This is a genomic window from Streptomyces sp. NPDC048277, from assembly GCF_040652235.1.
Classification (GTDB): Bacteria; Actinomycetota; Actinomycetes; order Streptomycetales; family Streptomycetaceae; genus Streptomyces.
In genome coordinates this window covers 16,445-43,340 of the sequence record NZ_JBEZLQ010000027.1, presented here as the reverse complement: position 1 = coordinate 43,340, position 26,896 = coordinate 16,445, and the positions used below count along the sequence as shown (strand labels likewise).

Below are 26,896 nucleotides of genomic sequence, written 5' to 3'. Positions count from 1 at the left end.
CGGCGGGCTACCGACGGAATTCGGTGACCTGCGGAAACGCGGCAGCTGGCCTGTGGGGATCCCGCGCCGGTCTCTGCAGATTCCCGGTGAACTTCTGCCCGTCGGCTTCCGTTCAGCTGACGGCCGCTCGGGCACAACCTTCCAGTGTTCTGGCGTGTCCACGTAGTGTGCTGACGATACGCAGAACATGGCGGACAGCGGCGGCCGCCGCTTTCGCGACCGCCGCCATGGCGGCCGCGACCCCGGCCGCGCACGCCACCGGAACGACGCTCGTCCTGAACGCCCAGGAGAACTACTACCTCCCCACCGAGGGCGAGGGCCCGAACCTGGACCTCGGCATCACCGCCTCGGGCGGGGACGCCCATGACGTCTCGGTCGCGGTCGACGCGTCGTCCCTCACGGGGAAGGCGACGATGGTGGTCACGGGGGACTGCGTGAGCACCGGCACCCTGAAGGTGAGGTGCGACGTGGGCCCGCTGTCGGGCAGGGAGTTGATCGCCCCGTTCTTCCTGAAGCCCACCGCGGCCGCCAAGGCGGGCGACACCGGTGCCATCACCTACACCGCCACCGCCTCCGACGCGGCCACCGTGACGGGGAAGACGGACGTCCTGGTCGGCGGGCCGAAGCTCGTCCGCCGGCCCTACCCGGCGCTGAAGGGCATCGCGCCCGGCGCCGTCTTCGAGCGCACCCCGGCCTTCGTCAACACCAGCACAGCCCCCGCGGACAACGGCGTCATGCTGCTGGTGCAGGACTCAGAAGGCGTCTCTCTCGCCCGTGACCACTCCAACTGCCACTACTCGGACCAGCCCGACACCGGCGCCTGGTGCCGGTTCGACACCCCGGCCGCGCCCGGCACGGCCTACGAGACGGACGCGCCGCTGCGCTACACCGCCTCCAAGGACACGATGTACGGCTACAACACCTACGTCGTGTGGCCGGTCGGCGGCACCGCGCCCGATTCCTTCGACCCGTCCGACTTCCCCGAGACCGGCGCCGGCGCACCGCTCGGCCTGAAGTCCGTCGCCTCCGGCTCCGGATTCACCGGCTCCGGGTACGGCACCTTCGCCACCACCCAGTACGCCGACTACCAGGCGCTCGGTGACACGGTCGAGGGCAAGGCCGGCGAGACGGTGAGCATCACCGTGGGCGTGCGGAACAACGGGCCGGGCCGGATGGACTTCCAGTGGATGGACGCCGACAGCTCCGGCACGTTCGTGGTGACCCCGCCCGTCGGCACCACCATCACCGGCGCCCCCGGCCCCGGCGAGCAGGGCGACCCCGGGCCGCTGTGGAACTGCACACCGGGCAAGGCCGGCGCGAAGAGCTACACCTGCGACATCGGCAGCACCGACTTCCGGCCGGGCGACTTTGTGACCCAGGAGTTCACGGTGCGGATCGACCGGGTCGTCCCCGGCGCGCGGGGCAGCGTGCGGGCGGTGGAGAACCCGGAGTACCCCAATCGTGAGGACGACGCGGCGAACGACACCGCGGCGATCACGGTGAAGGCCACCGGTTCGGCGACGTCCAGCCCGTCGCCCAGTGCCTCCGCGTCGGCCACGGCCACCGCGAGCCCGTCCGGCTCCGGGGCGGGAACCACGAGCGGGACGACGACGGGCGGCGGGCTCGCCGCCACCGGCGCGGACGGAGTCCTGCTGCGGGCGGGCACCGTCGTCCTGCTGGTGGCGGGCGGCGCGCTGGTGTTCCTGGCGGCGCGGAGGTCGCGGCCGCAGGGCGGCCGCTGACGCCACCGCCCCGGCATGGCAAGGCGTCAGCAGCCGATGAGTCCCAGACCGGCAACCCGTCACCTCGCGAACCGCATTTCGTCGGTAGCCCCCAGGCCGGAGAGGACTGGAGCGGAGACACGGCTTCCTGGAAACGGGACTGGACCATCTCCCATCCACAACTCGCCGGCAGCGCCACCTGGTGGGGCCTGGTCCCCCAGCCGATGCTCGCCCTGCGTAAGCGGAACGACTTCCGCCCCGCCGGCGCCCACGCCACACGGCCTGGCCGCTGCTGCCGGTCGGCCTTGCGCTAGTCGCGGTTCGGGCCGGCCGCGGAGCCGTGGCCCGGGCGGTTGTCGTCGCGGTGCCGATCGCCGCCCTGGCCGTGGTGCCCGCCGCGCCGGCGAACCCCGGCGCGTTCCTTGAGCACGTGGTGCTGTTTCCGCTCGGGCAGGGGCTCGCTCAGCCGCCCGCGACCAGCCCGTCTGCCCGGCCATCTGTTGGCCGCCTACGTCCCCGGCGGACACACACTCGCCGTCATCGCGCTCGCTGTGGCCACCCTGGCGATCTGCGTGTCGCTGGTGGTCCGCGCGGTGCCGACACAGCATGTGGCCTCCCCGGAAGCGAGGTGACGGTGGTTGTGCGCATCGACAGGCATCTCAGACGCGTGGCCGCGCTGATCGCCGCCCTCTACCTGCCGTCGGTGCATGGCGATAGGGACACCGGCCCAAGCGCCGGGCGCAAGCAGCGCGGCGACGTGATCGGCCAGGACCGTGACCGGCCTTAGTTCATCGGTGGACCCGAGCCGTGCAGGGCGGTCAGCCGGGCCCGGTGCCAGGCTGGCATGCGCCGCCGCACTGCTGCTTGAGGAGTACTTGCACCGGGAGTTCTCTGCCGTCCACACCGAGCCTCAGCAGAGAGCCGCACGGCCACCCACCTGCCACCACGTCGTTGACCGGGATGCGGTTACCGGTCAGGCGACGGTCCGTGGAGTGGACCGGCCGCCGCCCTTGAGGACCGGCATCGCGACCGCCGCCGCCACCGTGCCGACGCGGAATTCGCCGAACCGGTCCATCACATGTTCGCCGCTCGTGATCTCCGGCCTGCCGAGTAGATCCTGGATTCCGGTTACGCCTTCGCCGAGTTGATCGTGGGTGTGAAACAGAACCTCGGTGTCACCCTGGTCACCCCGGTCCTGATGAACAGCTCACTCCAGGCACGTATCAGCGCCGGCTTCGGCCGCACCGCTCTCACCATCGACTGGGACAAGCGGAAGGCCACCTGCCCACGCGGGGAACTGGCTTGCGCCTGGCGCAGCCTGGCGCGGAGGTCAGTGGACGTTCTCGTGCCCGGCGTGCGCCGGTGCCGGGCTGCCGGCCGCGGTCGTGGTCCGCGCTGCGGCGCGGGCCGCGGCGTCCGGCAGGGTGAAGGCGAAGACCGCGGTGGAGGCGGCGATCGCGGCGAGGGCCAGGTAGGCGTCCTGGTAGGCGCCGGTGGGCGGATGGGCGGAGGCTGCAGTGGGGGTGCCGAGCACCAGGGCCGTGGTGACCGCCGCGGGCGCGAGCGCGCCGCCGGTCTGGCGTACGACGGTGTTGAGGGTGGAGGCCTGTGCCAGGTCGGGCTTGGCGATGTTGGCGAGCGACGCCACCGTCGTCGGCATGAAGACGCCGCCCATGGCGATACCGAGGAGCAGCATGTAGGCGCGGAAGGTCCACAGACCGGTGTTCTCGTCGCAGGTGGAGAAGAGCAACAGCACCGCGGCGACTCCGGCCATGCCGCATCCGACGATCACCCGGGGTCCGACGCGGGCGTAGAGCACGCCGGCGAGCTGCACGGTGAGCAGGACGCCGAACGCTTCGGGGAAGGTGCTGGTGCCGGACTCCAGGGCGGTGCGCCCCTGGGCCTCCTGGAGGAAGAGCGGGCCGAGGTACATCGCGCCCAGGATCGGGATCAGGCCGACGAGGTTGATCAGGTTGGTGTCGCGGAAGAGCCGGTCCGTGAAGAGCCGGAGCTTCAGCAGGGGCTCGGTGGTGCGCAGTTCGAAGACGACGGCGGCGGTCAGCAGGACCGCGCCGAGGGCCAGCCCGGCGATCACGGGAGCCGAGGACCAGCCCTGGTTGGGTCCCTCGCAGATCCCGAACATCGCGGCCCCCAGCCCGGTGGCGCTCAGCAGCAGTCCGGTCAGGTCGAAGCGGCCGGGTGGCCGGCCGCGCTGCTCGGCGAGGAACAGCATGCCGAACACCACGACGGGGATGCCCACCGGCAGGTTGACGTAGAAGACCCAGCGCCAGGACAGATGGTCCACGAGCAGCCCGCCGAGGATCGGTGCGGCGGCCGGGGCGATCTGCTGGGGAACGATCATGTACCGGGATATCCGAACCTGGTCGGCGGTATCGAAGGTGGCGAAGAGCAGCGCGGTGGAGGCCGGGAAGAGCACCCCGGCGGAGAGTCCCTGGACGGCGCGGTAGCCGACCAGTTCGGCGAGCGCGGGGGCCGTGCCGCACAGCAGTGACGAGGCGAGGAAGGCCCCGAGCGCCCGGAGCAGGACGCGTTTCGCCCCGAACCGCTCGACGAGCCAGGCGGAGGCGGGGATGGTCATGGCGAGGCAGACCGGATAGACCACGACCACCCCGTCCAGGGCGGCCGTCGTGAGGTCGAACTGGCGGGCGATCGAGGGCAGCGCGACGGTGGTGATGGCGCCGTCGACGATGGCGATGAACGTCACGCTGGCGCAGATGACGGGGACGACCAGACGCTGGCCGGGACGGCGGAGACGGGGTGACAGCCGGAGGCGGCGAGGGGACGACAGCACATGCTGAGCATACTCAGTATGTGACTGCTCATAGAATCGGGTTTTCAGCCGGACCGGACGACGATCTTCCCGGGCCGGGGAACGGTTCGACGGGGAGCGGTCATGGCGGTGCAGGGCAGCAGCGACATCCTGGTGGACGAGCTGTATGAGACGACACACCAACTGCGTCGGTTCGTGGAGGCGCGGCTGCGCACCGGGGGCGCGTCGGTCGCCCGGCTGCGCGCGATGCGGATGCTGGCGCACGCCGAGGAGCCGCTGCGGATGCGCGACCTGAGCGACCTGACCGGTGTCTCGGCACGGACCACGACCAGCATCGTCGACAGCCTGGAGCGCGACGGCCTGGTCGAGCGCGTCCGCCATCCGCATGACCGCCGCGCCTTCCTGCTCCGGCTCACGGACCGGGGCGTGGAGTGCCACCGCGAGGCGGAGGCGGTGGACCGCGACGCCCTCGCCGAGGCGACGGCCGGCCTGGATGCCGAGGACCGTGACCGGTTGCGCGCCCTGCTGGCCCGGATCCGCAAGGCCACGGACTGACCGACATCCCGTCCGGAAGTCCTTCGAGACATCCGAAGGAATCGGCGTCCACAGCCCTTGCGAAAACCTCTCGATTCAACGTCGCGGCGCATGACAGGACATGCACGGGCACCGCGTACGCCGACACGGTGATCGCCACCAACCACGCCCAGGGCACGGTGCCCATGGCCCTGGGCTCGGGCGGCGGGGCTGCAGCACCTCGTGGCGCGGGTTTGTCAATTCAACGGCCCTGTCTCACTTTCGGCGGTGACGGAGTGTCGTGACGCGTCGTGGGAGAGCAGGACGTCGGCGTGGTGAGCTACCACCTGGGCGGTGGAGGGCTGGCGGGTGGCTTCCAGGGGTTCCGTGACGACGGGTTCCGCGGCGGTGTGCTCATGGCGCTGGCCGCGGGCGGCGGCCAGGTCGTCGGTGGCCTGCTGTTCGAGCTCGGCGCGCTCACCCCGCTCGCGTCCGTGACAGGGATCGGTGTGATGACGGTGGCGGTGACCGCGAAGTGGGGTAACTGGCTGTGGTCGCAGCGCAACGGCTACGAGTTCCCCGGCCATCTCGTGATCGCCTCGGCGACCCTCGCCCTCACCGGGCCCGGAGCATGGTCGGTGGACCGTGTGCTCGGCCATCGGACGTGGCTGATGGCGGTCGCGGTGGGCGCGATCGCCATCGGGGCGGCGTCCGGGTACTGTTCGGCGACGACCGCCACGGAGGAGCCTGGCCGAGCCGTGCGACCCGACTGAGTCGGGCGGAGCACGTCGGCCGGCGCGTCCCGCCGTCAATCGCCGCAAGCGGTGTCGCTCAGCCTGTTCCCGATCTGTTTGCGCGAGGTGATGCCGAGCTTGCGGAACACTCTGCTCAGATGGAACTCGATGGTCGAGGTGGTGACGAACAACTGGGTGGCGATGTCCGGGTTGGTCAGCCCCGACGCGGCCAGTGTCGCCACATGACGTTCCTGCGGGGTGAGGTCGAACTGGGTGTCGACCGTTCGTTTGCGTGCCGTCTCTCCGGTGGCCAGCAGCTCCACCCTCGCCCGCTCGGCGAACGGCGCGGCTCCCCAGGACGCGAAGGACTCGTACGCGGCCCGCAGCTGGACCCTGGCGTCGGCACGCCGCCTGCGCCTGCGCAGCCACTCGCCGAACAGCAGGCGCGACCAGGCCAGTTCCACGGCCACCGGGACCTTTTCGAGCTGCGCGACCGATTCCTGGTACAGCTGCTCGGCTCCGTCGTCGTCGGTCATCAGGGCCCGGCAGCGGGCGAGCAGCCCCAACGCCCATGGGGTTCCGGCCACAGGAGCGCGCTCCTCCATGCGCTCCATGGCGATGGCGGCGGCCTTCCGGTCGCCGGCCCGAAGCCCGGCCTCGACCATTCCGGCGAGGTTGACGTCGCCGAGGACCAACGGGTGGTCCGTGAACACGGCGAGCAGGGCGTCCAGCGCCTCCCGATAACGCCCGCGACCGATCTCGAAGACGCTCAGGGCCTGGCCGATCCACGGGTACGTCAGTCCGGCGCCCAGGTTCTCGGCCAGCGCGTTCATCGTCGCGACCGCGGCCCGCAGCTCGGCTTCCTGACCGGTCCAGGCATACAGCAGTGCCTTGTTGAAGTCTCCCGACGCACGGAATCCGGTCGCGGTCATGTAGTCGTCCGACTCGCTGTAGCAGCTCTCGGCGGCGGCGAACCGGCCGTCCCAGATCTCCACGGTGGCGAGGGCGTTCAACGCGATGCTGAGCCCGTGGAGCGCTCCCCGACGGCGGTCCGCCGTCACCAGCTTCCCGAGGATCTCCCGCTTGGCTTCGATGTCCCACAACTCGTCGGCCGCGATGCTGACCATGACGCTGAACGCATTCTGCTCCTGGAGGTCGTCGGCGGTGCGCAGCCGGGCCAGGGACGCGGCCAGGGCCGGGGCTCCCACGGCGTAGCCGTAGGCGAGCGAGCGCGCCAGCGCCGCCATGAGCGGATCGGGGCTCCAGGCCGGCGATGCCGTTTCGCGCCAGGCGTGGATGGTGGCCTTGGCGACCTCGCGGGGTGTCGTCCCCGTGATCATCCGGCCGCCGACGATCGCGGCGTACGTCGCCTCGCGCAGCAGGTCCCAGCTCGCCACGGGATCGGTGGTGCCGAGGTCGGCCACCGCGTCCAGCAGCATCGCGGGCAGCTCGCGGGGGCGACCGCAGAATATCTCGACGCTCGCCCGTAACCGTATCGCGCGGGCCCGGGCGACCGGCCCGGTCAGGTCGGGAGTGGCGAGTTCGAGCAGCGCTTGGACCGTCGGCAGATTGCCGGAGGTGAGGTGTGCCGCCGCCGCGGCGAGATACCGCTCGGCCCGCTTGCCCGGATGCGTGGTCATCTCCGCCGCCCGGGTGAGGACGAGGGCCTGTTCGGAGTATCCGCCCCGCGCCTGGGCCAGTTCGGAGGCGGCTTCGAGTTCAGCGGCCACGCCGTCGTCCGGACCGTCGGTCGCCTCGGCCAGATGCCAGGCCCGGCGCTCGGGGGCGCACGTGGCGGCGAGTGCCGCCTGGACAGTGCGTCGCTTCTCGGCGGACGCCGCCGAGTGGACCGCCGACCGGATCAGCGGATGGCGGAACTCGACGACGGTCCCACGCTTCAGTATCCCCGCGGCGACCGCGGGCGTGGCAGACCGGACGGACAGCCCCAGGGCGCCGGCGGCGCGCCACAGCGCGGCCTGGTCGTCCGTCGGTGTCGTGGCCATGAGCAGCAGCAGGGTCTGGGTGTCGGCGGGCAGCAGCGCCGCGGCCTGCCGGAAATGCTCTTCCAGCTGCCGGTTCACCGGCAGCGGCTCGGGCAGCGGGGTGACCCCGGCCAGCTGTTCCGGGTCCAGGTTCACCGCCAGTTCCAGGAGCGCGAGCGGGTTGCCCCCGGTGCCGGCCACGAGCTGCCCGGCGACCGCCTGGTCCAGGTGTCCCGTCACGCCGGCGGTCAGCAGGGCCCTGGCCTCCACGTCCGCGAGTCCCTCCAGCCGCAGCCCGGGCAGGGCGCCGAAGACGTCGTGGTCGCCGGTCCCGTCACGGCCGGCGAACAGCAGCCCGAGGCAGTCCGCGTACAGGCGCCGGCCCACGAACGCCAGGGTCTCCGCCGACTCGCGGTCCAGCCACTGCACGTCGTCGACCAGGCAGAGCATCGGCGAAGCCGCGGCCGTGTCCGAGAGCAGTGTCAGCGCGGCCAGCCCGACCAGATGACGGTCGGACGGCGAGGCATCGGTCAGCCCGAACGCGGCGCTCAGGGCGTCACGCTGGCCCTGCGGCAGAGCCGGCAGCCGGCCGAGGTGGGGCCGCAGGAGCCGGTGCAGGGCGCCGTAGCCGAGCCGTGTCTCGGCCTCCACGCCGACCAGCCTGACGACTGTCAGATCCTGGGCGGACTGGGCGGCGTATTCCAGAAGCCGGGATTTGCCGACTCCCGCGTCGCCGGTGAGCACCAGGACCCCGCCGAAGCCGTCACGGACCGATCCGAGCAGCCTTCCGATCGCCTCACGCTCCGCGCGCCGGCCGACCATCGGCGGCCCGGCCGCACGGTGAGCGCCGGACCATGACATGAGATCCTCCTTTCCCGATGCTCGACTCAGTTCAGAGGCAGGCGCCGTAACAGGCCGAGCGAGCGTCACAAGACGTGGTCAGCGCACATCGCTGACCACCGAGGCGATGCGATGCGGCTGGTCGGTGTCCCTCATGGCGAATCTCCGGCCCGGGTGGCCGGTCTGCGCACAAGCGCGGTGCGCTCCGTGTTCGGACAGTGCCGAACACCTATTCCTGGGCTGACCGTGTCGCCCCGGATGGCCCGACTTGCCCCGGCTGCCAGACACTTCGACCGTGCAGCGGATGCCCGGCAAGGCGCCGCGATCTCCGTGCTCCTGGCTGGGGCGCCACTCGACGCGGGAAGGGAATGGACGGGCGCCACGTCGAGAACAGCAACGAAGCCGTCCTCGACGACCGACGACCGACGACCCCGCCACGGCGGACGACTCTCCTGAACCTCCGAAGTGCCGTCCAGCGAGCCGGATCCCGAGGCCGCCTCCCGTCTGCGAGGCGGCCTCCGCCCGGTCGCTCGCTGGCTGACCCGATCCGCCCACATGGCCTCGGTACGGCTCCCACGAAGCGCTGGGCGCGCCGACGGCGTCCTGACCCCTGTCCGCGTACCCTGCCCGTCGGTCAGCCGGCGGTGTGGGAGCCGATGACGGACTCGGCATAGACCGCGCCGAGGCCATAAGTGCCGGCGTGCTCCTTCACCACCTCGATGACGGCACCGTAGGTCTCGGTACGGAGCCAGTCACGCTGGAGCTCCAGCAGGACCTGGAGTCAGGTCATCGGAACGGCTCCGCCCTGGACCATGCGCTGCATGCCGTGTTCGTGGGCCTGCGGGCTCACTCCGCCCGACGCGTCGGCGACGACGTACACCTCGTATCCCTGGGACAGCGCGGACAGCACGGGCAGCACGAGGCACACCTCCGTCCACAGTCCCGCGATGACGAGCTTGGTACGCCCCGTGGCCTTGATGGCTTCCACGAACGCGGGGTCCTCCCAGGCGTTCATCGTGCTGCGGTCGATGATCTGCTGATCCGGGAAAACGGCCTTGAGCTGCGGGATCATCGCGCCCGAGAACTGCTTTTCGGCCACGGTGCTCAGCACCACCGGCACATCGAACACCTTGGCCGACTGCGCGAGACCGACGGTCGCGTTGATGATCTCGCCCCGCTCGCCGCTGGACGCGGCGAAGAACATCTGCGGCTGGTGGTCCACGAACAACACCGCGCAGTTGTCCGGGGTGAGCAGGCCGGGGCTGGGCAGGGCGGCGACCGCGGAGATGTCGAACATGGTGGAGTCCTGTCTGCCGTGAGGGAGTGTCGTGTTCCCGAGCCGCCGGGCCGCGCATCGAGGAGGCGGGAAGCGGGCGGCACGCTGTCGACAGTAGAGAGAACCTTGTGGACATTCGCTGCCAGAAAGGTGACCGACGTCGACTACGCGCTCGCGGAGTGCCGTCCGGGAGCCCGTCCGTCGTCGGCCCGGATCCAGTTCCGCAGCGTCTCGGTGCTGAACTTGCTGTCCTCGGCGACCGGCTTGATCATCGCTCCCGGTCTCGACGGCACAAAGCGACCGTGTCCTCCTTGGGACTCTTTCAACAGGTGGCCGCGACGGTGCCCACCCACAGTGCCTGCCCACGGCGCCTTTCCGGCCGACCATGGGATCGATCCCGACAGCGTGCGTTCACCTGACGCGTTCCGCAGTCTCCCGCCGCTCGACAGGAAGTCGTACCACCAGCGATGCCCGCTGCCGCACCTCGTGTGACCCCGATCCGTCGTCGACGAACGCGTCCCGTTCGGCACGTGGGTCGGATGCAGGTTCACAACCGCCTGCGTGGGGCACCTCGCGGCCAGGGGCTGTCCGATCACGCGGTGGTGCCGGGCAGCAAACCGGAGCGCCGAAAAGGCCGTCGATCACTCGGTCATGGCAGCCGATGTGCCGCCGACCCTCAGCACGTCACCGGAGTGCGACGTCACACCCGGTACGCCGTTGTCGGAGAAGGCCGAGGTCTGAAGCTTCGCCCTCACCTCGGCCGCCCACGGGGGGTCGATCTCCGCGAGGATGTCCGCCGCCTGCGCCCACACCGCACGAGCGGCCGCGTCGTCGCCGGTCGCCGCGTAGGTGTCACCGAGCCGGGCGAGACTGCCGGCCTCGTTGTAACGGTCGCCGTTCTTGCGGAGCATGCCGATGGCTCGCAGGTAACAGGCCTGCGCCCGCCTGAAGTTGCCCAGATGGTGGTGGGCGTAGGCAAGGGTGTCCCAGGCGTTGGCCTCGTGCGGGCCGCCTTGGTCACTCATCTGTCGGTACAGGGAAAGCGACCGCAGGGCATTGGTCATGGCCTTGCCGTAGTCGCCGAGTACCGCTTCGTACCAGGCGATCGCGTTCATCGCGTCCGCCTGCCCGCTCAGGTGTCCGGCGATGCGGTACAGGTCCAGGGCGTGCCGGGTTTGCCGTATCGCCTCGACGTGCCTCTCGGTGCGGGTCATCACCCAGCCGAGAGCGCGTCGTGTGTGCGCTTGGCCGAGATCGTCGCCCAAGGCCTCGAACAGGGACAGGGCGTGGTGCAGGTGGTCTTCGGCCTCGGGGTAGCGGCGGAGCAGTGAACAGGCGCGTCCGAGGCCACCGTGGGCATGCGCGACTCCGACGGGGTCGGCGAGCTGCTGGGCCGCGGCGAGAGCGATGCGCTGGAGGTCCGCCCAGTCGTGCCAGTGCCCGAATCGTTCGTGCACCGGGTCCAGCAGCCGCGCCAGTTGCCAGGCGTGGCCGCCGAGCCCGTCGTCCACCGACTGCCGCGCCACTTCCAGCAGGACGAGCCGCTCCCTGCTGAACCAGCTGAGGGCGGACTCGGCGTCCTCCAGGGCCACCGGGATCCCCGTTGCCTCCGGCGACGGCGTCGGCGAGGGGAAGACACCCGCCGGATCGAGAAGGGATGCGCTGGCATGCGCGGTGAGCAGATAGTGATCCAGCACGCGGCACATCGCGCCGCGCCGTTCCTCCTCGTGGTCCCCGTCGCCGTCCTCGGCACGGGAGAGTTCGTTCGCATACGCGCGCAGGAGGTCATGGAAGCGGTATCGGCCCGGGTCCTCCTCGGTGAGGAGGTGCGTGCGCGTCAGTTCGGCCAGCAGGGAACGGATCCGGGCGGGTGGGCGGTCCGCGAGTGCGCCGGCCGCGTGTGTCCCGATGTCCGGCCCGGGATGCAGGGACAGGAGCCGGAACAGCCGGGCCGCTTCGCCGGTCAGAGTGTGGTACGACCAGCCGAACACCGTCCGTACATCTGTCGTCGCGTCGAGGCCGTCGAAGGCGTCGAGGCTTCCGTTCGCCTCCATGAGTTCCGCCGCGATGCCGGACAGGGGGAACGTCGGGTTCATCAGCGCGCGGGCCGCGATGATGGACAGCGCCAGTGGCAGCCCGCCGCAGAGGGAGATGATCGTGTCGACGGCAGCAGGTTCGGCGGCCACCCGGTCGGCCCCGAGGCGTCCTACGAGTGACTGCCTGGCGTCCTTCGCGGAGAGCAGGTCCAGAGTGAGGGGGTGCGCGCCACCGGCGACCACCAGGCTCGTCAGTTGATTGCGACTGGTGATCAGGACCAGGCAGCCGGCGGCGCCGGGCAGCAGCGGACGTACTTGGCCGGCGTCGCGCGCGTTGTCCAGCAGGACCAGGACGCGTCGGTCCGCGAGGAGGCTTCGATACAGAGCTGCCTGGGCCTCCAGGCCGTCGGGCATCTGCTTGCGACCGACCCCCAGGGCCTCAAGGAAACCGCGTACGGCTTCAGCCGGGTCCATGGCCGCGCCGTGGAGATCGAATCCCCGCAGATTGACGTAGAGCTGGCCGTCCGGGAACCGGTCCGTCACGCGATGGGCCACTTGCACGGCCAAGGTGGTCTTGCCCACTCCGGCCATGCCGCCGATCGCGTTGATCACCATCGTGGTCCCGGGTCCATCGTGGTCAGGGGCGACCGGAAGGCGGCGCAGCATGTGGTCGATCTCGGCCTCGCGGCCCACGAAGTGTTCGTAGGCGGCCGGCAGTTGGGCAGGCCGGGGCAGCGGCACGAGCAGGTCGTCACGAGCCGGGGAGGCCGTCCCGGGAGCAGCGGCCCGGCCGGTTGAGCCATCACTGTCCAAGGCCGCGAGGGGCGCCGGGGGAGTGGGTGCGGACCGCGCACTCAGCACTTCGCGGTGGGCGGCCAGCAACTCGGAGGAGGGCTCGACACCCAGCTCCTCGGCCAATAGCACCCGGATTTTCTGATATGTCTCCAGAGCTTGGGCCTGCTGACCCGTCAGCGCCAGCGCCCGGATCAGCCGGCTGTGCAGCGGTTCGTCAAGAGGATGGCCGTCCGCCAGGCCCTGCAGTTGAGCCAGCACCGGTTCCGCGCGGCCGCAGCGCAGGGCCGCGTCGGCAGCCTCCTTGACCGTGGCCAGACGCTCGCCGTCGAGTCCCGCGAACACGGGGTGGCTACGGGCCTGAACCGGTATCCCGGCCGCCGCGTGACCTCGCCACAGCGCCAGGGCCTGCGCATACAACTCGAGGGCATACGCGGGATCGTCCGCCTGGTCGGCCGCACGCGCCTGGGTGCGCAGGTCACGGAAGCGCAGCAGGTCAAGTGCGGAGACGTCAACGTCCAGCCGGTATCCGCCGCCCTCTCGGAGCAGCCATCTCCCGGCCGCCATCCGGGGCAGCCCAGGCTCCAGCACGCGGCGCAGGGCCCCCGCATAGCGGCGTACGACATTGACCGCGCTCGGCGGCGGATCCTGCCCCCACAGCGTGTCGACGACTTCCGCGATGGTGACGGGCCGGTCGGCGCTCGCCAGCAGCAACGCCGCGAACGCCTGCTGCTGCGGGGGCCCCAGACGCAGCTCGACATCGGCCCGCCAGGCGCGTACCGGACCCAGCACGGCGAAGTGCACCGTCTCCCCCGGGCGCCGGCGCTCCCGCGTGCCCGAAAGACCGGTCGTGGCTCTGGCTGACAGTCTCTGCGTGTCGGCCGCGTGCGTCATATGGCCGTCGGCCGAGCACGATGCCCGGCGAAGCGCGAGCCGGAGGCCGGACACGCCCTTGCCCGGCTGAACGCGTGGCGCACCATGGTCATGAATCTCCCCATCCCGAGGCCCCGACCCACCCTCACCGCCTGCGGCCGATGCGCGTTCCGGCTGTGTCGTCAGGGACCTTTCCCCAGCTCACAGTACCCCGGCCCGCAGGGCAACGGCAGCTCGTGCGATGTCGAGGCCGGGGGGCGCGGGCGGTTTGGGCGCGCGTATACGGCTGCGCGGGCACGCCGCCAGTGCGTCGACATCGCGTCGAAGCCGTACCGGGCACCGATGCTCGATTCCGCTCGGTGCGGCGGAGGGGTCCGGCGACAGGATCGCAGGGCGGGGAATGACCAAGGCCGGAAATGATCAAGGTCGGTCCGTGTCAATGGTCGGCGTCATAGAATCCGAGCCGTGCGTTTCAGAGTTCTGGGGCCAGTCAGAGCCTGGCGAGGCGAAACGGAGCTGAATCCGGGGCCGCCCAAGCGACGAGCCCTGCTGGCTCTGCTCCTGGCGCGGGCGGGGGAGCCCGTCCCGGTCCACGAGATCGTCGATGTGCTCTGGGGCGAGAACGCACCGGTCGGCTCGGTCAATGTGGTGCACCGTCATGTCGGGGCTCTGCGAAGGCTGTTGGACACGGATCCGTCGGGACAGACCAGGTCGAGCCGACTCGTACGTGGCTCCGGCGGCTACCGCCTGGTGCTCGGTGCGGGGGAGCTCGACCTCCAGCGGTTCCGTGCCCTGCGCGACGAGGCGCGTGCGGCCCGGGATCTGGGCGACCCTGCCCGAGCCGCAGCATCACTGATCGAGGCACTCGCCCTGTGGCACGGCCCCACGGCGTCAGGGATCGCGCCGGAAGTGCGCGCGCACCCCGCTTTCGCGTCGGTGGACCGGGAGTATCCGGCTGCGGTGAAGGAAGCCGCCGCGGTGGCCCTCGAAGCCGGACCGGCACTCGCCGGGCAGATGCTGCCTGTCCTCAGGCAGACGGCCGTAGCCCACCCCTTGGACGAGGTGCTCCACGCGAGTCTCGTCACAGCGCTCGCGGTGACCGGACACCGGGCCGAGGCGCGGAACGCCTACCGGGACGTCAGTACGCGACTCGTCGATGAGCTGGGTCTGGACCCGGGCCCGGAACTCCGGGCCGCCGAACAGCAGTTGCCGCGCAGCGTTGCCTCCGCGCCAGCGGGCCGACCGGAGACCGGGAGCAGTGCTCAGAGCGGTGCCGAGCACAGCACCCCTCAACTGCCGTACATCGGCGTCTCCGTGCCGGAGGCTTCCGCCGGGAGGGCGGGTCCGGCGGACGGTGCGACACGGGTCCGCCCCGCGCAACTGCCTCCCGATCTGGGCATGTTCACCGGCCGCCGCGCCGAACTGGGGCGGGTGCACGCACTCTTGTCGCCGTCGGACGATCGGCCGAACACTGTGGTGATCAGTGCCATCGGCGGTATGGCGGGGGTTGGCAAGACCAGCCTGGCGGTGCACTGGGCCCACCAGGTCGCCGACCGTTTTCCCGACGGCCAGCTGTATGCCGACCTGCGCGGCTTCGACCCGTCGGGTTCGATCGCGGATCCCGTGGAGGTGATCCGCGGCTTTCTCGATGCCCTGGGCGTCCCCGCGCACCGCATACCGGCCGGCCTTGATGCCCAGGCCGCCCTCTACCGGACTCTGCTGGCCGGTCACCGCGTCCTGGTGCTGTTGGACAATGCGCGCGACACGGAACAGGTCCGCCCGCTCCTGCCGGGCTCCGCCGGATGCCTGATCGTCGTCACGAGCCGCAACCACCTGCACGGACTGGTCGTCACGGACGGCGCCCATCCCCTCTCGCTCGACCTGCTGACGGCCGCGGAGTCCAGGGAGTTCCTCATGAGGCGACTCGGCACGAAGCGGGTCACCGAGGAGCCGACGGCCGCTGACGAGATCGTCGCACTGTGTGGCTCCCTGCCGTTGACACTGGCCATCGTCAGTGCCCGTGCCGCGGTCCTTCCGGGCCGGAGCCTCTCGTCCATCGCCGAGGACCTGCGAGAGACCCGCGGCAGCCTCACCGCCTTCACCCACGATGATCCCGTCACCGACCCCCGTACGGCGTTCTCGTGGTCCTACGACGCTCTCGCACCAGGTGCGGCGAGACTGTTCCGCCTCCTGGCGCTCCATCCCGGCCCCGACGCGTCCACCGCGACCGCGGCCGTTCTGCTGTGCCTGCCTCCCAGGGACGTACGCCCTCTGCTCGCCGAACTGGTCGGCGCGCATCTGCTCACCCAGCGGTCCCCGGGCCGCTACGGTTCACATGAACTGCTGCGGATCTACGCCGCGGAACTGGCGGAGTCACACGACACTCCCGAGGAGCGGGACGCCGCACGGCACCGGCTGCTCGACCACCTCCTGCACACCGCTCACCGGGCCGACAGCCTGCTCGCACCCCACCGGGAACGGATCACCCTGTCACCGCAGGTCGCCACCGCGGCCGCTCCGGTAGCGTTCAAAAGCGAGGAAAAGGCGTCAAGTTGGCTGAACGCGGAGCGTCCGGTCCTCCTCGCAGCCGTGCAGGAGGCGGCCCGGTCCGGCTTGGGTGCCCACTGCTGGCAGCTCGCCGCGACACTGGAACTCTTCCTCGACCGGCACGGCCGGTGGCAGGACCAACTAGTCGTTCAGGAAGCGGCGTTGCACGCGGCCGAGGAACTGGACGACCCCTCGGGACGCGCACACGCGCACCGGGCCCTGGGCTTCGTGAACGGGCGCCTGGAGCGCCCCGCCGAGGCACACGAGCACCTGTCCACCGCGCTGCGACTGTTCGCCGCCATCGGCGACGCGTCCGGCCAGGGGCGCGTCCACCGCTACCTGGCCTTCCAGGCCAACCGCCAAGGCCGGCACCGCGAGGCACTCGACCACTACCGCGAGGCGCACGCGCTGTACGACGCGGCCGGTCATCGCAGCGGACAGGCAGGCATCTTCAACGAGGTCGGGTGGACCCGCATTCTGCTCGGCGCGTACGAGGAAGCCCTGGCCGACTGCCAACGGGCGATCACCATGAACCAGCAACTCGGCGACCGCAACGGGGAGGCCGCCGCCTGGGACAGCCTCGGCTACGCCCACCACCACCTCGGCCGGTATCAGCGGGCCCTCACCTGCTACGAACACGCGTTGACGGCATACCGCGAGATCCACGACGACTACCTCGAAGCGGACACTCTCGTCCACATCGGTGACGCGTGGGAGGCCGACGGCTCCCAGGAACGGGCGGCGGGTGCCTGGCGGCAGGCGCTGGAGATCCTTGAGACCATCGAGCACCCGGATGCCGAACACGTACGCGACAAGCTCCGGCGCCCCGACGGCACCCGAAACGCTCCGTAGCGACGGCTGACCCCCTCCCGTATTGATCGCGTCCGACGTTGAGCGGTCGTTTCCTACTTGGTCCCGTTGTACCTGTCGGGAGTCACGAGGGCGCCTCTGCCGTGGAGCTGTCCGAGGCCGTGGGCATCATGCGGCGCACCATCCGCGCCGGCCAGGGCAGCAGGGAGGCGTCGCAGCACAGCTGCGCCGACGCCCGTACCGCGCCCGCGGCTGCCCGCTGGAGCAGGCCGCGCCGGTCTGCGGGCCCGAGGGCCCGCACCGTATCGCGGTCCGGGCCCTCGGTGGTCGCGGAGCCGGGCGGCTACTTGGCCAGGAAGGCCAGCAACGCGGCGTTCACCTCCTCGGCGTGCGTCCACAGCAGACCGTGCGGGGCGCCCTCGATCTCGACGTACTCGGCCGAGGGCAGCAGCGCGTGGAAGGGCCGCCCGGTGGCGTCGACGGGCAGGATCCGGTCGGCCGTGCCGTGCAGGATCAGCGTCGGTACGTCGATCCTGGCGACGTCCGCGCGGAAGTCGGTGATCCAGGTGGGCACGCAGGCCACCGACGCGTACGCCGACGCGCCCGCCGCCACGTTCCAGCTCGCGCGCACGGCCTCTTCGCTGATCCGGCTGCCGAGCGTCTCGTCGAGGTTGTAGAAGGACTCGTAGAAGCCGGTGAAGTAGGCGTAGCGGTCCTTCGTGACCGCCTCCAGGATGGCGTCGAACACGGACTGGTCGACGCCGCCCGGGTTGTCGTCGGTCTTGACCAGGAAGGGTTCGAGGGAAGCCAGGAAGGCGGCCTTGGCGACGCGCTGCGAGCCGTACGTGCCCAGGTAGCGGCCGACTTCCCCGGTGCCCATGGAGAACCCGACGAGTACCGCGTCGGTGAGGTCCAGCTCGGTCAGCACCGCGTCGAGGTCGGCTGCGAAGGTGTCGTAGTCGTAGCCCGTGGTCGGCTGCGACGACCGGCCGAAGCCGCGCCGGTCGTAGGTGATGACCCGGTGGCCTGCGTCGAGCAGGGCCGGGAGCTGCTTCTCCCAGGAGTGGCCGTCCAGCGGGTAGCCGTGGATCAGCACGACGGGCTGCCCGCTCCCGTGGTCCTCGTAGTACAGCTCGATGTCGGCGGAGTTCTCCTGGCCGACGGTGATGTGCGGCATGTCGGTTTCCCTTCGTGAACTTGGTGGATCGGTGCGCGGTGACGGGGCCCGGGCGGGTGAGGCGGGCCCGGCAGTGGGAGAAAGCGGTCGCAGCCCGGTCAGGCCCAGCTCTCGGCGGTATCGCGCCGTCGCATCCGGTCGGCGGTCACCGCGCACACCGCGTGAACGGCTGCGGCGGCCCACAACGGAGCCGCCATCTGGCCATGGCGCAGCAGCAGACCGCCGGCCAGCGCCCCCGTCACCATCGACAGGATCGACGCGCCGCAGCCGCACCCCGTTCGAGGTTCGGTCCGCGAACAGTCCCGCGGCCGTCAGGGTGAGAACCGTCGTGGTCAGGTCGGGGACCGCCAGTCGGCGGACCACGGCGTTCTGCGCGCCCATCGCGACGGCCAGCAGTGCGACCATGGCCAGCTGTGTGCCGCGCCGCGCCGGATCGGCGAATGAGGCCAGACCGGCCGTCACGGCGACCGGCACGCACTGGGCCCCGCACGTGGCGGCCAGCAGCCGGCCGCCAGTGGGGTCCTGTTCCAGGAGACGTCGCCGGCTCCGACGACCGCGAATCCGAAGAAGACGGCGTTGCTCGTCATGTTCGCGACGAAGACGTGGCTCAGCGTCAGATAGCTGACGGTGTCTACCAGGCCGGTCCCGACGGTCAGGGTGAGGAGCAGGTCCGGCAGCGGGCCGTGGCCGCGGGAGCCGGTCATCTCGGTCGCTGCCGCTCGGTGGAGTGCCGGGTGCGGGGATCCGCACGGACCGGGTCGGGCAGGGCTGGCATGCTCGTTCCTTTCGCAGACCGGTTGCACGGTGTGGGCGAAGTGGCCCCGCGGGGGCATCGCGGACAGGGGTGAGCCGCCACGGGTGATGCTCGGGCCTTCTGCCGGTGGGTCTTCGGCCGACTCGGTCTGAGGGGGCCCAGGTCACGGCTGTTCGCCCTGGTCGAGGGCATCGGTCAGCTGAGGCCACACCTGCTGGCGGATGGCGCCGGGTCAGGAGGTGGCGCGGGCGGCGGCTTCGATGACGTGCGTGGTGGCGTCGGGATGGGACACGAGGACCGCGTGCGAGGCGTCGTCGAGCACCTTGGTGTGAGAGCCGGCACGGAGCGCCATGGCCTCCTCGGCAGCCGGCGGGATGGCGTGGTCGGCGCCGGCGACCAGGAACCAGGAGGGGATGGTCTTCCAGGCCGGGGTGCTGCTGGGTTCCGCGAGCGCGGCCAGCGCCACTGGCCGTTGCCCGGCCGCCATGAGGCGCGCCTTGCCGGCCGGCACGTCGGCGGCGAAGACCTGCCGGAAATCGGCGGGGTCGACGTAGGCGTCCTGCCCGCCGGGGAACGCCCGGACCGTCAGCGCCGGCGGAAGTTGGCTGCCGGGGTAGCGCCCGAGGATCGACAGGCCGGTCTCTCCCTGGTCGGGGGCGAACGCGGCGATGTAGACCAGGGCCTTGACGTTGGCGTGGCCCGTGGCGGCGTCGGTGATGACGGCGCCGCCGTAGGAATGGCCGGCGAGGATGACCGGCCCGGGGATGGTGTCCAGGACACTGGACACGTAGGCCGAGTCGCCGGCCAGGCCGCGGAGCGGGTTCGCGACGCCGATCACGGGGTATCCCTGGCGCTCGAGCCGCGATATCACCGCGTCCCAGCTCGACGAGTCCGCGAACGCGCCGTGGACCAGCACCACGGTCGGCTTCGGTGTGCTCGGTGTGGCGGACGCCGGCGCGGCGTCTGCGGTGTTCGCGGCGGGGGTGGCGGCGGACAGCGCCGGGACGGCGAGTAGTGTCCCGGCTACCATCGCCGAGAGCATGAGCTTTCTGCGGTGTCGTCCGCCTTCGCGGAACCGGGCGGGTTCGGTGCCTGCCATGACTGCTCTCCTCGTCTTTTCTGCTCTTTCGGGGCGGGTCCGGCTCACAGGGACGGCGGCGGTCCGGTGACACGCAGATGGAATGCCTCGGCGGAGGCCACGACCGCCGCGAGATCGAATTCCGGTGGCAGGTCCCCGGTCTCGGCCACCGGGGTGCCGTTGGCCCTGAAGTACTCCTCGATGCAGGCCGGGCTGAACAGCACCGCGATCCGCGCGCCCTCGGGGGAGCGCACCAGATAGCTGTGCGGCACCCCGCGTGGCCCGTATGCGACCTGTCCGGGTGTCAGGTCGTGGCGCTGGTCGCCGACGAAGAAGGTCACCTCGCCGTCGAGGACGAACCAGACCTCCTCCTCGTCCTCGTGGACGTGGTGCGGGGGCGCGTGGCCGGCCGGGTCGGTGAACTCCATCAGGCTGAGCCGGTTGTCGGTCGCCGTGCCGGGAAGCAGAATCCGGGCCTGGCCGCCGAGGAACCAGAAGGGTTCGCGTTCTGCCGTCGGGCCGAAGGTCGGGAAGAACCGGGTCATTTCCGCTCCTGATGTCATCGGTGGCTGCCCAGGAAGTGCAGCAGTATGTCGGTCATCTCTTTCGGGTGTTCCTCGTAGATCCAGTGGCCGGAGTCGGGGACGACTGCCGGGGTGACGTGGGTGGCATAGCGGCGTACCTGCGTCGCGACCGACGAGCCGAGGCTGGCGGAGGCGCCGATCGCGAGCACCGGCATGGTCAGGGGCTTCTTTTGGAACCGCGCGTTGTCGGCGATGTCCTGCGGGAACGTCCGGAACCACGCGAGGCTCGCCTCCAGGCGGGCGCGGTCGCGCAGGTAGGTGGCGAAGACCTGGAGGTCCTGCGGGGTCAGGGCGTCCTTGTGCACGGCGATGCCCCGCATGAAGCCGGTCGTCCAGGTCAGCTCGCGGCCCTGGATCAGGCTCTCGGGGAGGCCGGTCTGCAGGGAGAAGAAGCCGAAGTGCCATGCCCCGGGGCCCTGGGCCGTCAGCGACGGGAACTCGTAGATGCCGGGGTCGGGGATCGGGGCCTCGCTGAGGACGAGCTTGCTGACGGTGTGCGGGTACTGCGCGGCGTAGGCGTAGGCGACCATCGTGCCGATGTCGTGGCCGACGACATTGACGTCCTGGGCCTTGCCGAGCGAGACCAGCAGCGCGTGGAGGGTGGCGGCCATGGTCTTCTTGTCGTAGCCGGACGCCGGGGCGTCGCTGCGGCCCGCACCGGGCAGGTCCGGCGCGATGACGGTGTAGTGCTCGGCGAGTGCGGGCATGATGCCGTGCCACTCGTACCAGGTCTGGGGATAGCCGTGGATCAGGACCAGGGTCGGGCCGTGGCCGCCGATGACGTAGTCGATGCCGGTCCCGGCGACCCGGGTCTTGTGTTCGCTGAAGCCGGCGGGCACCCGTTCGCCGGCCGGCGGTGCCGGCTTGTCGGAGGCCGTGGCCGTGAGGGTGGTCGAGCCGAGGCCGACGGCCAGGGCGAAGACCGCGGCCACCAGGCGGCGGGATCTGGGCAGGCGGAATCTCACTGGTCTCTCCAGGGGGGTGTGTGGGGACGCGGGGCGGGCCGTGCTCGGCGCCCGCCGTGCCGTGACGGCCGGTCAGGGAGATTCGGCGAGGCCGCCGTCGGTGACGAAGTCGACCCCGGTGACGGAGCCGGCGCCGGTCGGCCTGCGCAGGGCCATCACAGGAGGGAGTCCTCGCGGGGGCGGGTCGGATCTGGCGCAGCGCGCCGCCGTCGACGACCCACTCGGCACCGGTGATCTGGCGTGCGAGGAGGGAGAGCAGGTAGGCGACGACCCGTGCGACGTCGTCGGGGCTGCCGAGCCGGGCGGTCGGCAGGCGCCGCACCTCGCGGACGAAGTGGTCGATCGCCGCCTCCGGTTCCAGGTGGAACTGAGCGGCGAGCTGCTCGGCGAAGCCGCCGGGGCATCCCACAGCCGGGTCCGGGTCGGTCCCGGTGCGACCACGTTGGAACGTACCCCGCGCGGGCCGGACTCGGCCGCCAGTGTCTTCGACCGTGACAGCAGCGCGGTTTTGGCGGCCGCGTAGTCCACCATCAACACGTCCGGCATCCTGGCCGCCTCGCCGGTGAGGTGGACCAGGGAGCCGCCCCGCAGGAGCAGGGAGGGCAGCGCGGCCCGGGTCATCCGCACCGCGCAGTGGAAGTTGAGCTCGAACGGGGCCTGCCACTGCTCGTCGCTCACGCCCAGGAATCCTGTGCGGGAGTCCGGTGCGCCGACGTTGTTGACGAGCCCGTCCAGCCGCCCGTGCCGGGCGAGTGCCTCCGCCGCCACACGCCGTGCCGCGCCGGGCTCGGTGAGGCCGGCCGCCAGGGGGCCGACCCGCGGGCCGAGGGCTTCGACGCCCTTGGAGTGGCGGGCCACGGCGACGACGGTGGCGCCCTCGGCCGCCGGCACGCCCACCGTGGCCTCGCCGATCCCGGCGGACGCGCCGGTCACCACCACGACCGCGTCGTCGAGTCGAAGATCCATCAGCCGGCCTCCTTCCGGGCGAGCCGGTCGCCGTCGTCGACGTGCGGCGCGGCGCCGGTGACGTACGGGGTGCCGATGGCGGCCGGGCCCGCGTCGGCACGGGACGCTCCGGCGGTCCGGCACGCTTCGGCGGTCCGGGACGCGCGGGGGTTCATCGTCCGGTCTCCGGACCCTGCTGCCCCAGCCAGGTGAGAACGGTGTCCGCGACCTCGCGCCAGCCGCCGTCGATGGTCAGGGAGTGCCCGCGGTCGGGAAAGCTGATGATGTCGGTGACGGCCTGGGAGTGCCGGTACTGCTTGAGGGTGGCCCGGGTGACGGCCTCGGGCACCGTGTGGTCCTTGCCGCCGGAGACGAGCAGCAGGGGGCCGCGTCCGCTGTTGTCCGTGTCGACCTTCGCCGGCGAGTGGGGATTGAAGGTGGCGGAGGCGGCCTCGTACAGCGGCCTGCCCGGCGCGGGGACGGTCCAGCGCTCGTACAGGGCTGCCGATTCCTCCTCCGCAAGGGCGTTGCCGAAGGCGAACCGGAACTGCTGCGCGGTCAGGGAGACCGGCCGGTGTTTGTTGGCCGGGTTCCTGAAGACCGGGAACGTCGCCTTCAGCACGGACAGCGGCAGGGGCAGTACGCCCTTGATCTGTGCGGCGTCGATCGCGACCGCCGCGGCGGCGCGGTCCTGGCCGAGCAGCTTCTGCGCGATCATCCCGCCGAACGAGTGGCCGATCACGACGGGCCGCACGGGCAGGGCCGCGATGAGGGCCGCGTAGTGCTCGACGACGTCGTCGATGCCGTAGCCGGCGACGCTCTCGGGGTTCTGGCGCGCCTCCTGGACGGTGTCGGGGTCGCCGGGCCAGCCGGGCGCGGACGGGTCGTAGCCCTCCTCGCGGAACAGGTCGGTCCACGGCTGCCAGGAGGTGCTGTGCAGCCAGAGCCCGTGGATGAAGACCATGGGAAGCGGGACGGTCATGGCTGGGCCTCTCTTGTGCGGGTGTCCTGGCCCGGTGTGTGCACACGAAACCGGGAACCCCGGTGCTCTCGCACCGGGGAGGCACCCCAGTGGTTGCGGGGTGTCAGGGGTGGACGCCGAACGGCCCGAGGACACCCGCGTCGATCCGCAGGGACTCCAGCAGCGTCCACGCGTTGTCCCGCGTGAAGACGTCGGCGGCGGCGAGGACTCCGGTGTACTTCGCGGCCACGGGAGCGGCGGCGGCGTCAGCGACCGCGTCGAGGAAGGTCTTGAAGACCGCCCACGAGTTTCCCTGCGCACCGTACTTGGCGAAGTACGGGGCCGGGTCGACGGAGGCGATCGCGGACCGGGTGCTCGCGTCCAGGTCGTCCATGTACTGGATCTGCAGCGCGCCGTCCGCGCGGACTCCGAGCCGCCCGAGATGGCCGCCGACGAACGTCTGCCACGGGTAGTCCATCGCGATGCCCTGGGCCCTGATCCAGTCGGGGATGTCCTGGGAGACCGCGAGGTTCTTGAACGGCACCCAGCCCGGGTACAGGACGTCGACCAGCATCAGGGTGGCGTATTCGGGCGCGTGGATGAAGATGTTGTCGGGGGTGTGGTTGGGGCCGTGGTACGCCAGGCGCAGGGTTTCACCGCCGACCTTGAGCTGGTACTTGTCCTGGAACGTGACCGTCGGCAGCGGACGGTTGGGGTCCGCCGCGCGGGCCAGCAGGCCGGCCGTCGCGGCATGCGAGATCCGCACGACATCTGTTCCGAACAGGGCGGCGGCGCCGATGTGGTCGGCATGCGAGTGCGAGTAGACCAGGTGGGTGACCTTGCCCGGCCGGCCGTTGACCCGGGTGACGTCGTCGATCGCGCGGAGCAGGTTGTGCCCGATGGTCGGCGGTGCGTCGACGAGGACGACGCCCCGTGTGGTCGTCAGGAACATGGACTGGTAGTAGGAGTCCGTGACCCAGTAGAGGTTTCCGGCGATCCGGCCCACGTAGTAGCCGTCGGCGTTCGGCGTGGGCCCGACCGAGGCGGCCGGGATCGGCGCGAAGTCGGGCAGCCCGCCCTCTTCGGCGTGGGCGGGCCCGGAGAGCGCGCCGACGAGGGCGGCGGCGGCCGGGACCGCGAGGGAGCCGGCAGCGCCTTTGAGGAATCGGCGACGGCCGGTCGGAGGCGGGAGTTGGGAAGGCATGGGAATCTGGTCGCCCTTCGGTTCGGGGAAAAACGCGGGGTCGGATTCGGGGGACGAGGTGTTCAGCTGAAACAGGGATCGAAGGTGTCGAGCGGCCGGTGGCCGTCGGCGGCCCGGCCGGTGCGCTGCCGCCACCGCAGTTGTTCGAAGGACTCGGCGGCGGCGTCCCGGACGCCCTCGGCCTGGCGCAGCCCGCAACGGTCGCGGCCGTGGCCGGCCTGGTAGCCGCCGAAGTGCGCGATCGGACTCCAGTGCGGCTGGACGGGGGGCGCGGCCGGCGCCAGGCCTTCGAAGAAGCCGGCGGCCTGCACGACCCGGCCGCCCACGGCCGTCAGCAGCGCCTCGATCTCGGGGATCCGCTCTTCGGGGATCTCGAAGAAGTCGTCGCTCAGTACCGCGAAGTCCGCGTAGTAGCCGGGACCGAGGATGCCCTTGACGTCCTGCTCGTCCGTGAGCCGGGCACCGCCGACGGTGTACGAGGCGAGGGCTTCGGCCCGGTCCATGCGGTTCTGCCGCGACCTGAGCGGCACTCCGGCGACGTTGTGCCCGGACACCAGCCAGTGCAGGGCGACCCAGGGGTTGTGCGTCGAGACCCGGGTGGCGTCCGTTCCCGCGGCGGCGTTCAGGCCACGGCTGCGCATCGCGCCCAGCGGCGGCGCGACCGCCGCGGCCGCGTAGCCGTAGCGGTCATGGAAGGTGGTGCCCTGATAGGCGAGGCGGTGCTGGACGCCGGTCGCCCCGCCGAGCGCCGCGATCCGGTCCAGGCTCTCCTCGGACACCGGCTCGACGTGGTCGAACAGCCGGCGGTTCCCGCCGGGGAAGAGCCCTTCGGCGGCCGGCTTCTCGAAGACGGGGAGGTCGCGGCGGACGGTCTCGTCGTAGGTGGCGTGCAGCCGGAATCCCCAGCCGCTCTCCGTCAGGAGCCGGACGGCGCTCTCGAACTCCGTTTCGTACGGGCCCAGTTCCGGACGGGGCTGGGCGAAGTTCTCGAAGTCCGCCGCGGCCCATGTCAGGTTCTCTCCCGCGCCGTTGAGGCGCAGCCACTCGTCGCCGTCGTCGGGTCTCACCGTGCCGGTCCGGCGGCGCAGGTCCTCGACTGCCTGGCCGGGGGTCTGCGGGAACAGGTGGTAGGCGATCCTGACGGTCGGTTCGCCGGCGGCACGGAGGTCGGTGTGGGCGCGGTAGCCCGACGGGAAGTCCTGGAATCCGCCGGCGGCGTCGATCAGCGACGTCAGCCCGAACCGGTTCCGCTCCAGGAGGAACTGTCTGGTGGAGCCCTTCTGGCCCTCAGGGTCCGGCACAGGGGCCTTGGCCAGGGTCGAGTACAGCAGCGGGGCGCCCGGCGCGGCGATGAGTATTCCGGTGGGTTCGCCGTCATGGCCGCGGACGATCTGGCCGCCCGCGGGGTCGGGGGTGTCACGGCTGGTCCCGGCGGCGTGCAGCGCGGCGCGGTTCAGGATCGCGGCCTGATGGAGGTGGGTGATGACGACCGGGGTGTCGGGGGCGGCGGCGTCGAGTTCCGCCGGCGCCGGCATCCGGTGCTCCGCCACCGGCTCGGCGCTCCAGCCGCCCGCGACCCGGAGCCACTGGCCGGGCGGAGTCCGCGCGGCCTGCTCCCGCACCGTCGCCGGCCCCTGCCGCAGGGTCCGCACGCCGTCCCAGCGGAGTTCGAGGACGAAATGCAGGCCGCCGCGGACGACGTGGTTGTGCGAGTCGTTCAGGCCCGGCACGACGCGGTGCCCCAGGGCGTCGATCACCCGAGTCCCCGGACCCGCCAGCGCGGCGGCCTCCCGATCCCCGCCGACGAAGGTCACCGAACCGCCCCGCACGGCGAGCGCGGTCGCGGCCGGCCGCTTCCGGTCGCCGGTGAAGATCTTCGCATTGCGCAGGACAAGATCCGCGGGCTGCGTCGGGGCACCTGCGCGGATGCCGGCCACAGGCATGGACGTCATGGTCCCTCCCTCGGGATGCCGGGATGGCTGCCGGCGGCTCCAGCGCTCCTGGTTGCGAACCGTGATCGCCGGCCACGTCAGGACAGCACCGCGCGAGCGGCGTTCGCACCGGGGCCCCACCCCAGCAGGACGCACCCACCCACGGCCGCCACGACTGGGGTGGCCCCCGGCGCGCGCCGCGTCGGAACACCGGTCACCTGTGAAAACGCGCGCCGCAGAGGGGGAGCACGGAAACGGACGGGACCGCAGCACCACGTCCTCCCGCAGGGGCGGACGGCCGCATCCCCACAGTCCCGCGGCCAGCCCGAGGACGGGCAGAGATGCTGCCCGCCCTCCTCACTTCCGGCTCTTTGCCCGGCTC

Annotated in this window: 19 protein-coding genes and 4 pseudogenes; 5 read left to right on the top strand and 18 right to left on the bottom strand. The window is 71.4% G+C overall.

From position 1 onward, the window contains the following. Positions 1-167 precede the first annotated feature (167 nt). Positions 168-1,742: a hypothetical protein gene (locus AB0D85_RS40955; protein WP_362332400.1), complete on the top strand. Its 1,575-nt coding sequence runs from the start codon at positions 168-170 to the stop codon at positions 1,740-1,742. Between the two features lie 607 nt (positions 1,743-2,349). Next, positions 2,350-2,508, top strand: a complete 159-nt coding sequence (locus AB0D85_RS40950; protein ID WP_362332397.1) for a hypothetical protein — start codon at positions 2,350-2,352, stop codon at positions 2,506-2,508. Between the two features lie 543 nt (positions 2,509-3,051). On the opposite strand, the gene AB0D85_RS40945 is transcribed toward AB0D85_RS40950, so the two are convergent. Beyond that, positions 3,052-4,446, bottom strand: a complete 1,395-nt coding sequence (locus AB0D85_RS40945; RefSeq protein WP_362332708.1) for a DHA2 family efflux MFS transporter permease subunit — start codon at positions 4,444-4,446, stop codon at positions 3,052-3,054. A gap of 189 nt (positions 4,447-4,635) precedes the next feature. Here AB0D85_RS40945 and AB0D85_RS40940 point away from each other — a divergent pair, with 189 nt between their 5' ends. Together AB0D85_RS40940 and AB0D85_RS40935 are read left to right on the top strand one after the other, a co-directional pair. After that, positions 4,636-5,067 carry a MarR family transcriptional regulator gene (locus tag AB0D85_RS40940; RefSeq protein ID WP_362332394.1) on the top strand — a complete coding sequence of 144 codons (432 nt, stop codon included), beginning with the start codon at positions 4,636-4,638 and terminating at the stop codon, positions 5,065-5,067. 269 nt (positions 5,068-5,336) lie between these two features. Beyond that, positions 5,337-5,798: a DoxX family protein gene (locus AB0D85_RS40935; protein ID WP_362332390.1), complete on the top strand. Its 462-nt coding sequence runs from the start codon at positions 5,337-5,339 to the stop codon at positions 5,796-5,798. Between the two features lie 35 nt (positions 5,799-5,833). Here AB0D85_RS40935 and AB0D85_RS40930 read toward each other — a convergent pair whose 3' ends face one another. From AB0D85_RS40930 to AB0D85_RS40920, 3 genes and pseudogenes are all read right to left on the bottom strand, one after another. After that, complete coding sequence (locus AB0D85_RS40930) at positions 5,834-8,602, bottom strand: AAA family ATPase (protein ID WP_362332387.1); 2,769 nt, start codon at positions 8,600-8,602, stop codon at positions 5,834-5,836. Between the two features lie 613 nt (positions 8,603-9,215). Next, positions 9,216-9,878: pseudogene (locus AB0D85_RS40925) on the bottom strand (hydrolase). A 620-nt stretch (positions 9,879-10,498) separates the two neighbouring features. Beyond that, the gene (locus AB0D85_RS40920) at positions 10,499-13,489 is read right to left on the bottom strand and encodes a BTAD domain-containing putative transcriptional regulator (RefSeq protein ID WP_362332384.1); all 2,991 of its coding nucleotides are present in this window, start codon (positions 13,487-13,489) and stop codon (positions 10,499-10,501) included. A gap of 534 nt (positions 13,490-14,023) precedes the next feature. Between AB0D85_RS40920 and AB0D85_RS40915 the strand changes: the two genes are divergently transcribed. After that, complete coding sequence (locus AB0D85_RS40915) at positions 14,024-16,957, top strand: BTAD domain-containing putative transcriptional regulator (RefSeq protein WP_362332381.1); 2,934 nt, start codon at positions 14,024-14,026, stop codon at positions 16,955-16,957. Positions 16,958-17,039: 82 nt separating this feature from the next. Here AB0D85_RS40915 and AB0D85_RS40910 read toward each other — a convergent pair whose 3' ends face one another. The 14 genes and pseudogenes from AB0D85_RS40910 to AB0D85_RS40845 form a co-directional block, all read right to left on the bottom strand. Then, entirely contained in the window at positions 17,040-17,216 is a 177-nt protein-coding gene (locus tag AB0D85_RS40910; RefSeq protein WP_362332378.1) for a hypothetical protein, read from the bottom strand. A 42-nt stretch (positions 17,217-17,258) separates the two neighbouring features. Next, entirely contained in the window at positions 17,259-18,092 is an 834-nt protein-coding gene (locus tag AB0D85_RS40905) for an alpha/beta hydrolase (protein ID WP_362332705.1), read from the bottom strand. Positions 18,093-18,190: 98 nt separating this feature from the next. Beyond that, entirely contained in the window at positions 18,191-18,337 is a 147-nt protein-coding gene (locus AB0D85_RS40900) for a hypothetical protein (RefSeq protein WP_362332714.1), read from the bottom strand. Positions 18,338-18,440: 103 nt separating this feature from the next. Beyond that, positions 18,441-18,554 (bottom strand): annotated as a pseudogene (locus AB0D85_RS40895) (hypothetical protein); the annotation flags it as partial. Then, the gene (locus AB0D85_RS40890) at positions 18,551-18,796 is read right to left on the bottom strand and encodes a DUF1275 family protein (RefSeq protein ID WP_362332375.1); all 246 of its coding nucleotides are present in this window, start codon (positions 18,794-18,796) and stop codon (positions 18,551-18,553) included. The gene AB0D85_RS40890 and the pseudogene AB0D85_RS40895, both read right to left, overlap by 4 nt. A 282-nt stretch (positions 18,797-19,078) precedes the next feature. After that, on the bottom strand, positions 19,079-19,945 hold the full coding sequence (locus tag AB0D85_RS40885; protein ID WP_362332372.1) for an alpha/beta hydrolase: 867 nt from the start codon (positions 19,943-19,945) through the stop codon (positions 19,079-19,081). A 44-nt stretch (positions 19,946-19,989) separates the two neighbouring features. Continuing rightward, on the bottom strand, positions 19,990-20,469 hold the full coding sequence (locus AB0D85_RS40880; protein WP_362332702.1) for a cupin domain-containing protein: 480 nt from the start codon (positions 20,467-20,469) through the stop codon (positions 19,990-19,992). Positions 20,470-20,483: 14 nt separating this feature from the next. After that, a complete protein-coding gene (locus tag AB0D85_RS40875) occupies positions 20,484-21,473 on the bottom strand; it encodes an alpha/beta hydrolase (protein ID WP_362332369.1) in 990 nt (329 codons plus the stop codon). 256 nt (positions 21,474-21,729) lie between these two features. Next, positions 21,730-21,795: pseudogene (locus tag AB0D85_RS40870) on the bottom strand (hypothetical protein); the annotation flags it as partial. Positions 21,796-21,923: 128 nt separating this feature from the next. Further along, a pseudogene (locus AB0D85_RS40865) lies at positions 21,924-22,439 on the bottom strand (SDR family NAD(P)-dependent oxidoreductase); the annotation flags it as partial. After that, on the bottom strand, positions 22,439-22,594 hold the full coding sequence (locus AB0D85_RS40860) for a hypothetical protein (RefSeq protein ID WP_362332366.1): 156 nt from the start codon (positions 22,592-22,594) through the stop codon (positions 22,439-22,441). The gene AB0D85_RS40860 and the pseudogene AB0D85_RS40865, both read right to left, overlap by 1 nt. Then, complete coding sequence (locus AB0D85_RS40855; protein WP_362332363.1) at positions 22,591-23,400, bottom strand: alpha/beta hydrolase; 810 nt, start codon at positions 23,398-23,400, stop codon at positions 22,591-22,593. Before AB0D85_RS40855 ends, AB0D85_RS40860 begins: the two co-directional genes overlap by 4 nt. 103 nt (positions 23,401-23,503) lie before the next feature. Next, a complete protein-coding gene (locus AB0D85_RS40850) occupies positions 23,504-24,583 on the bottom strand; it encodes an MBL fold metallo-hydrolase (RefSeq protein WP_362332360.1) in 1,080 nt (359 codons plus the stop codon). Between the two features lie 62 nt (positions 24,584-24,645). Then, positions 24,646-26,535, bottom strand: a complete 1,890-nt coding sequence (locus tag AB0D85_RS40845; RefSeq protein ID WP_362332357.1) for an amidohydrolase — start codon at positions 26,533-26,535, stop codon at positions 24,646-24,648. Positions 26,536-26,896 lie beyond the last annotated feature (361 nt).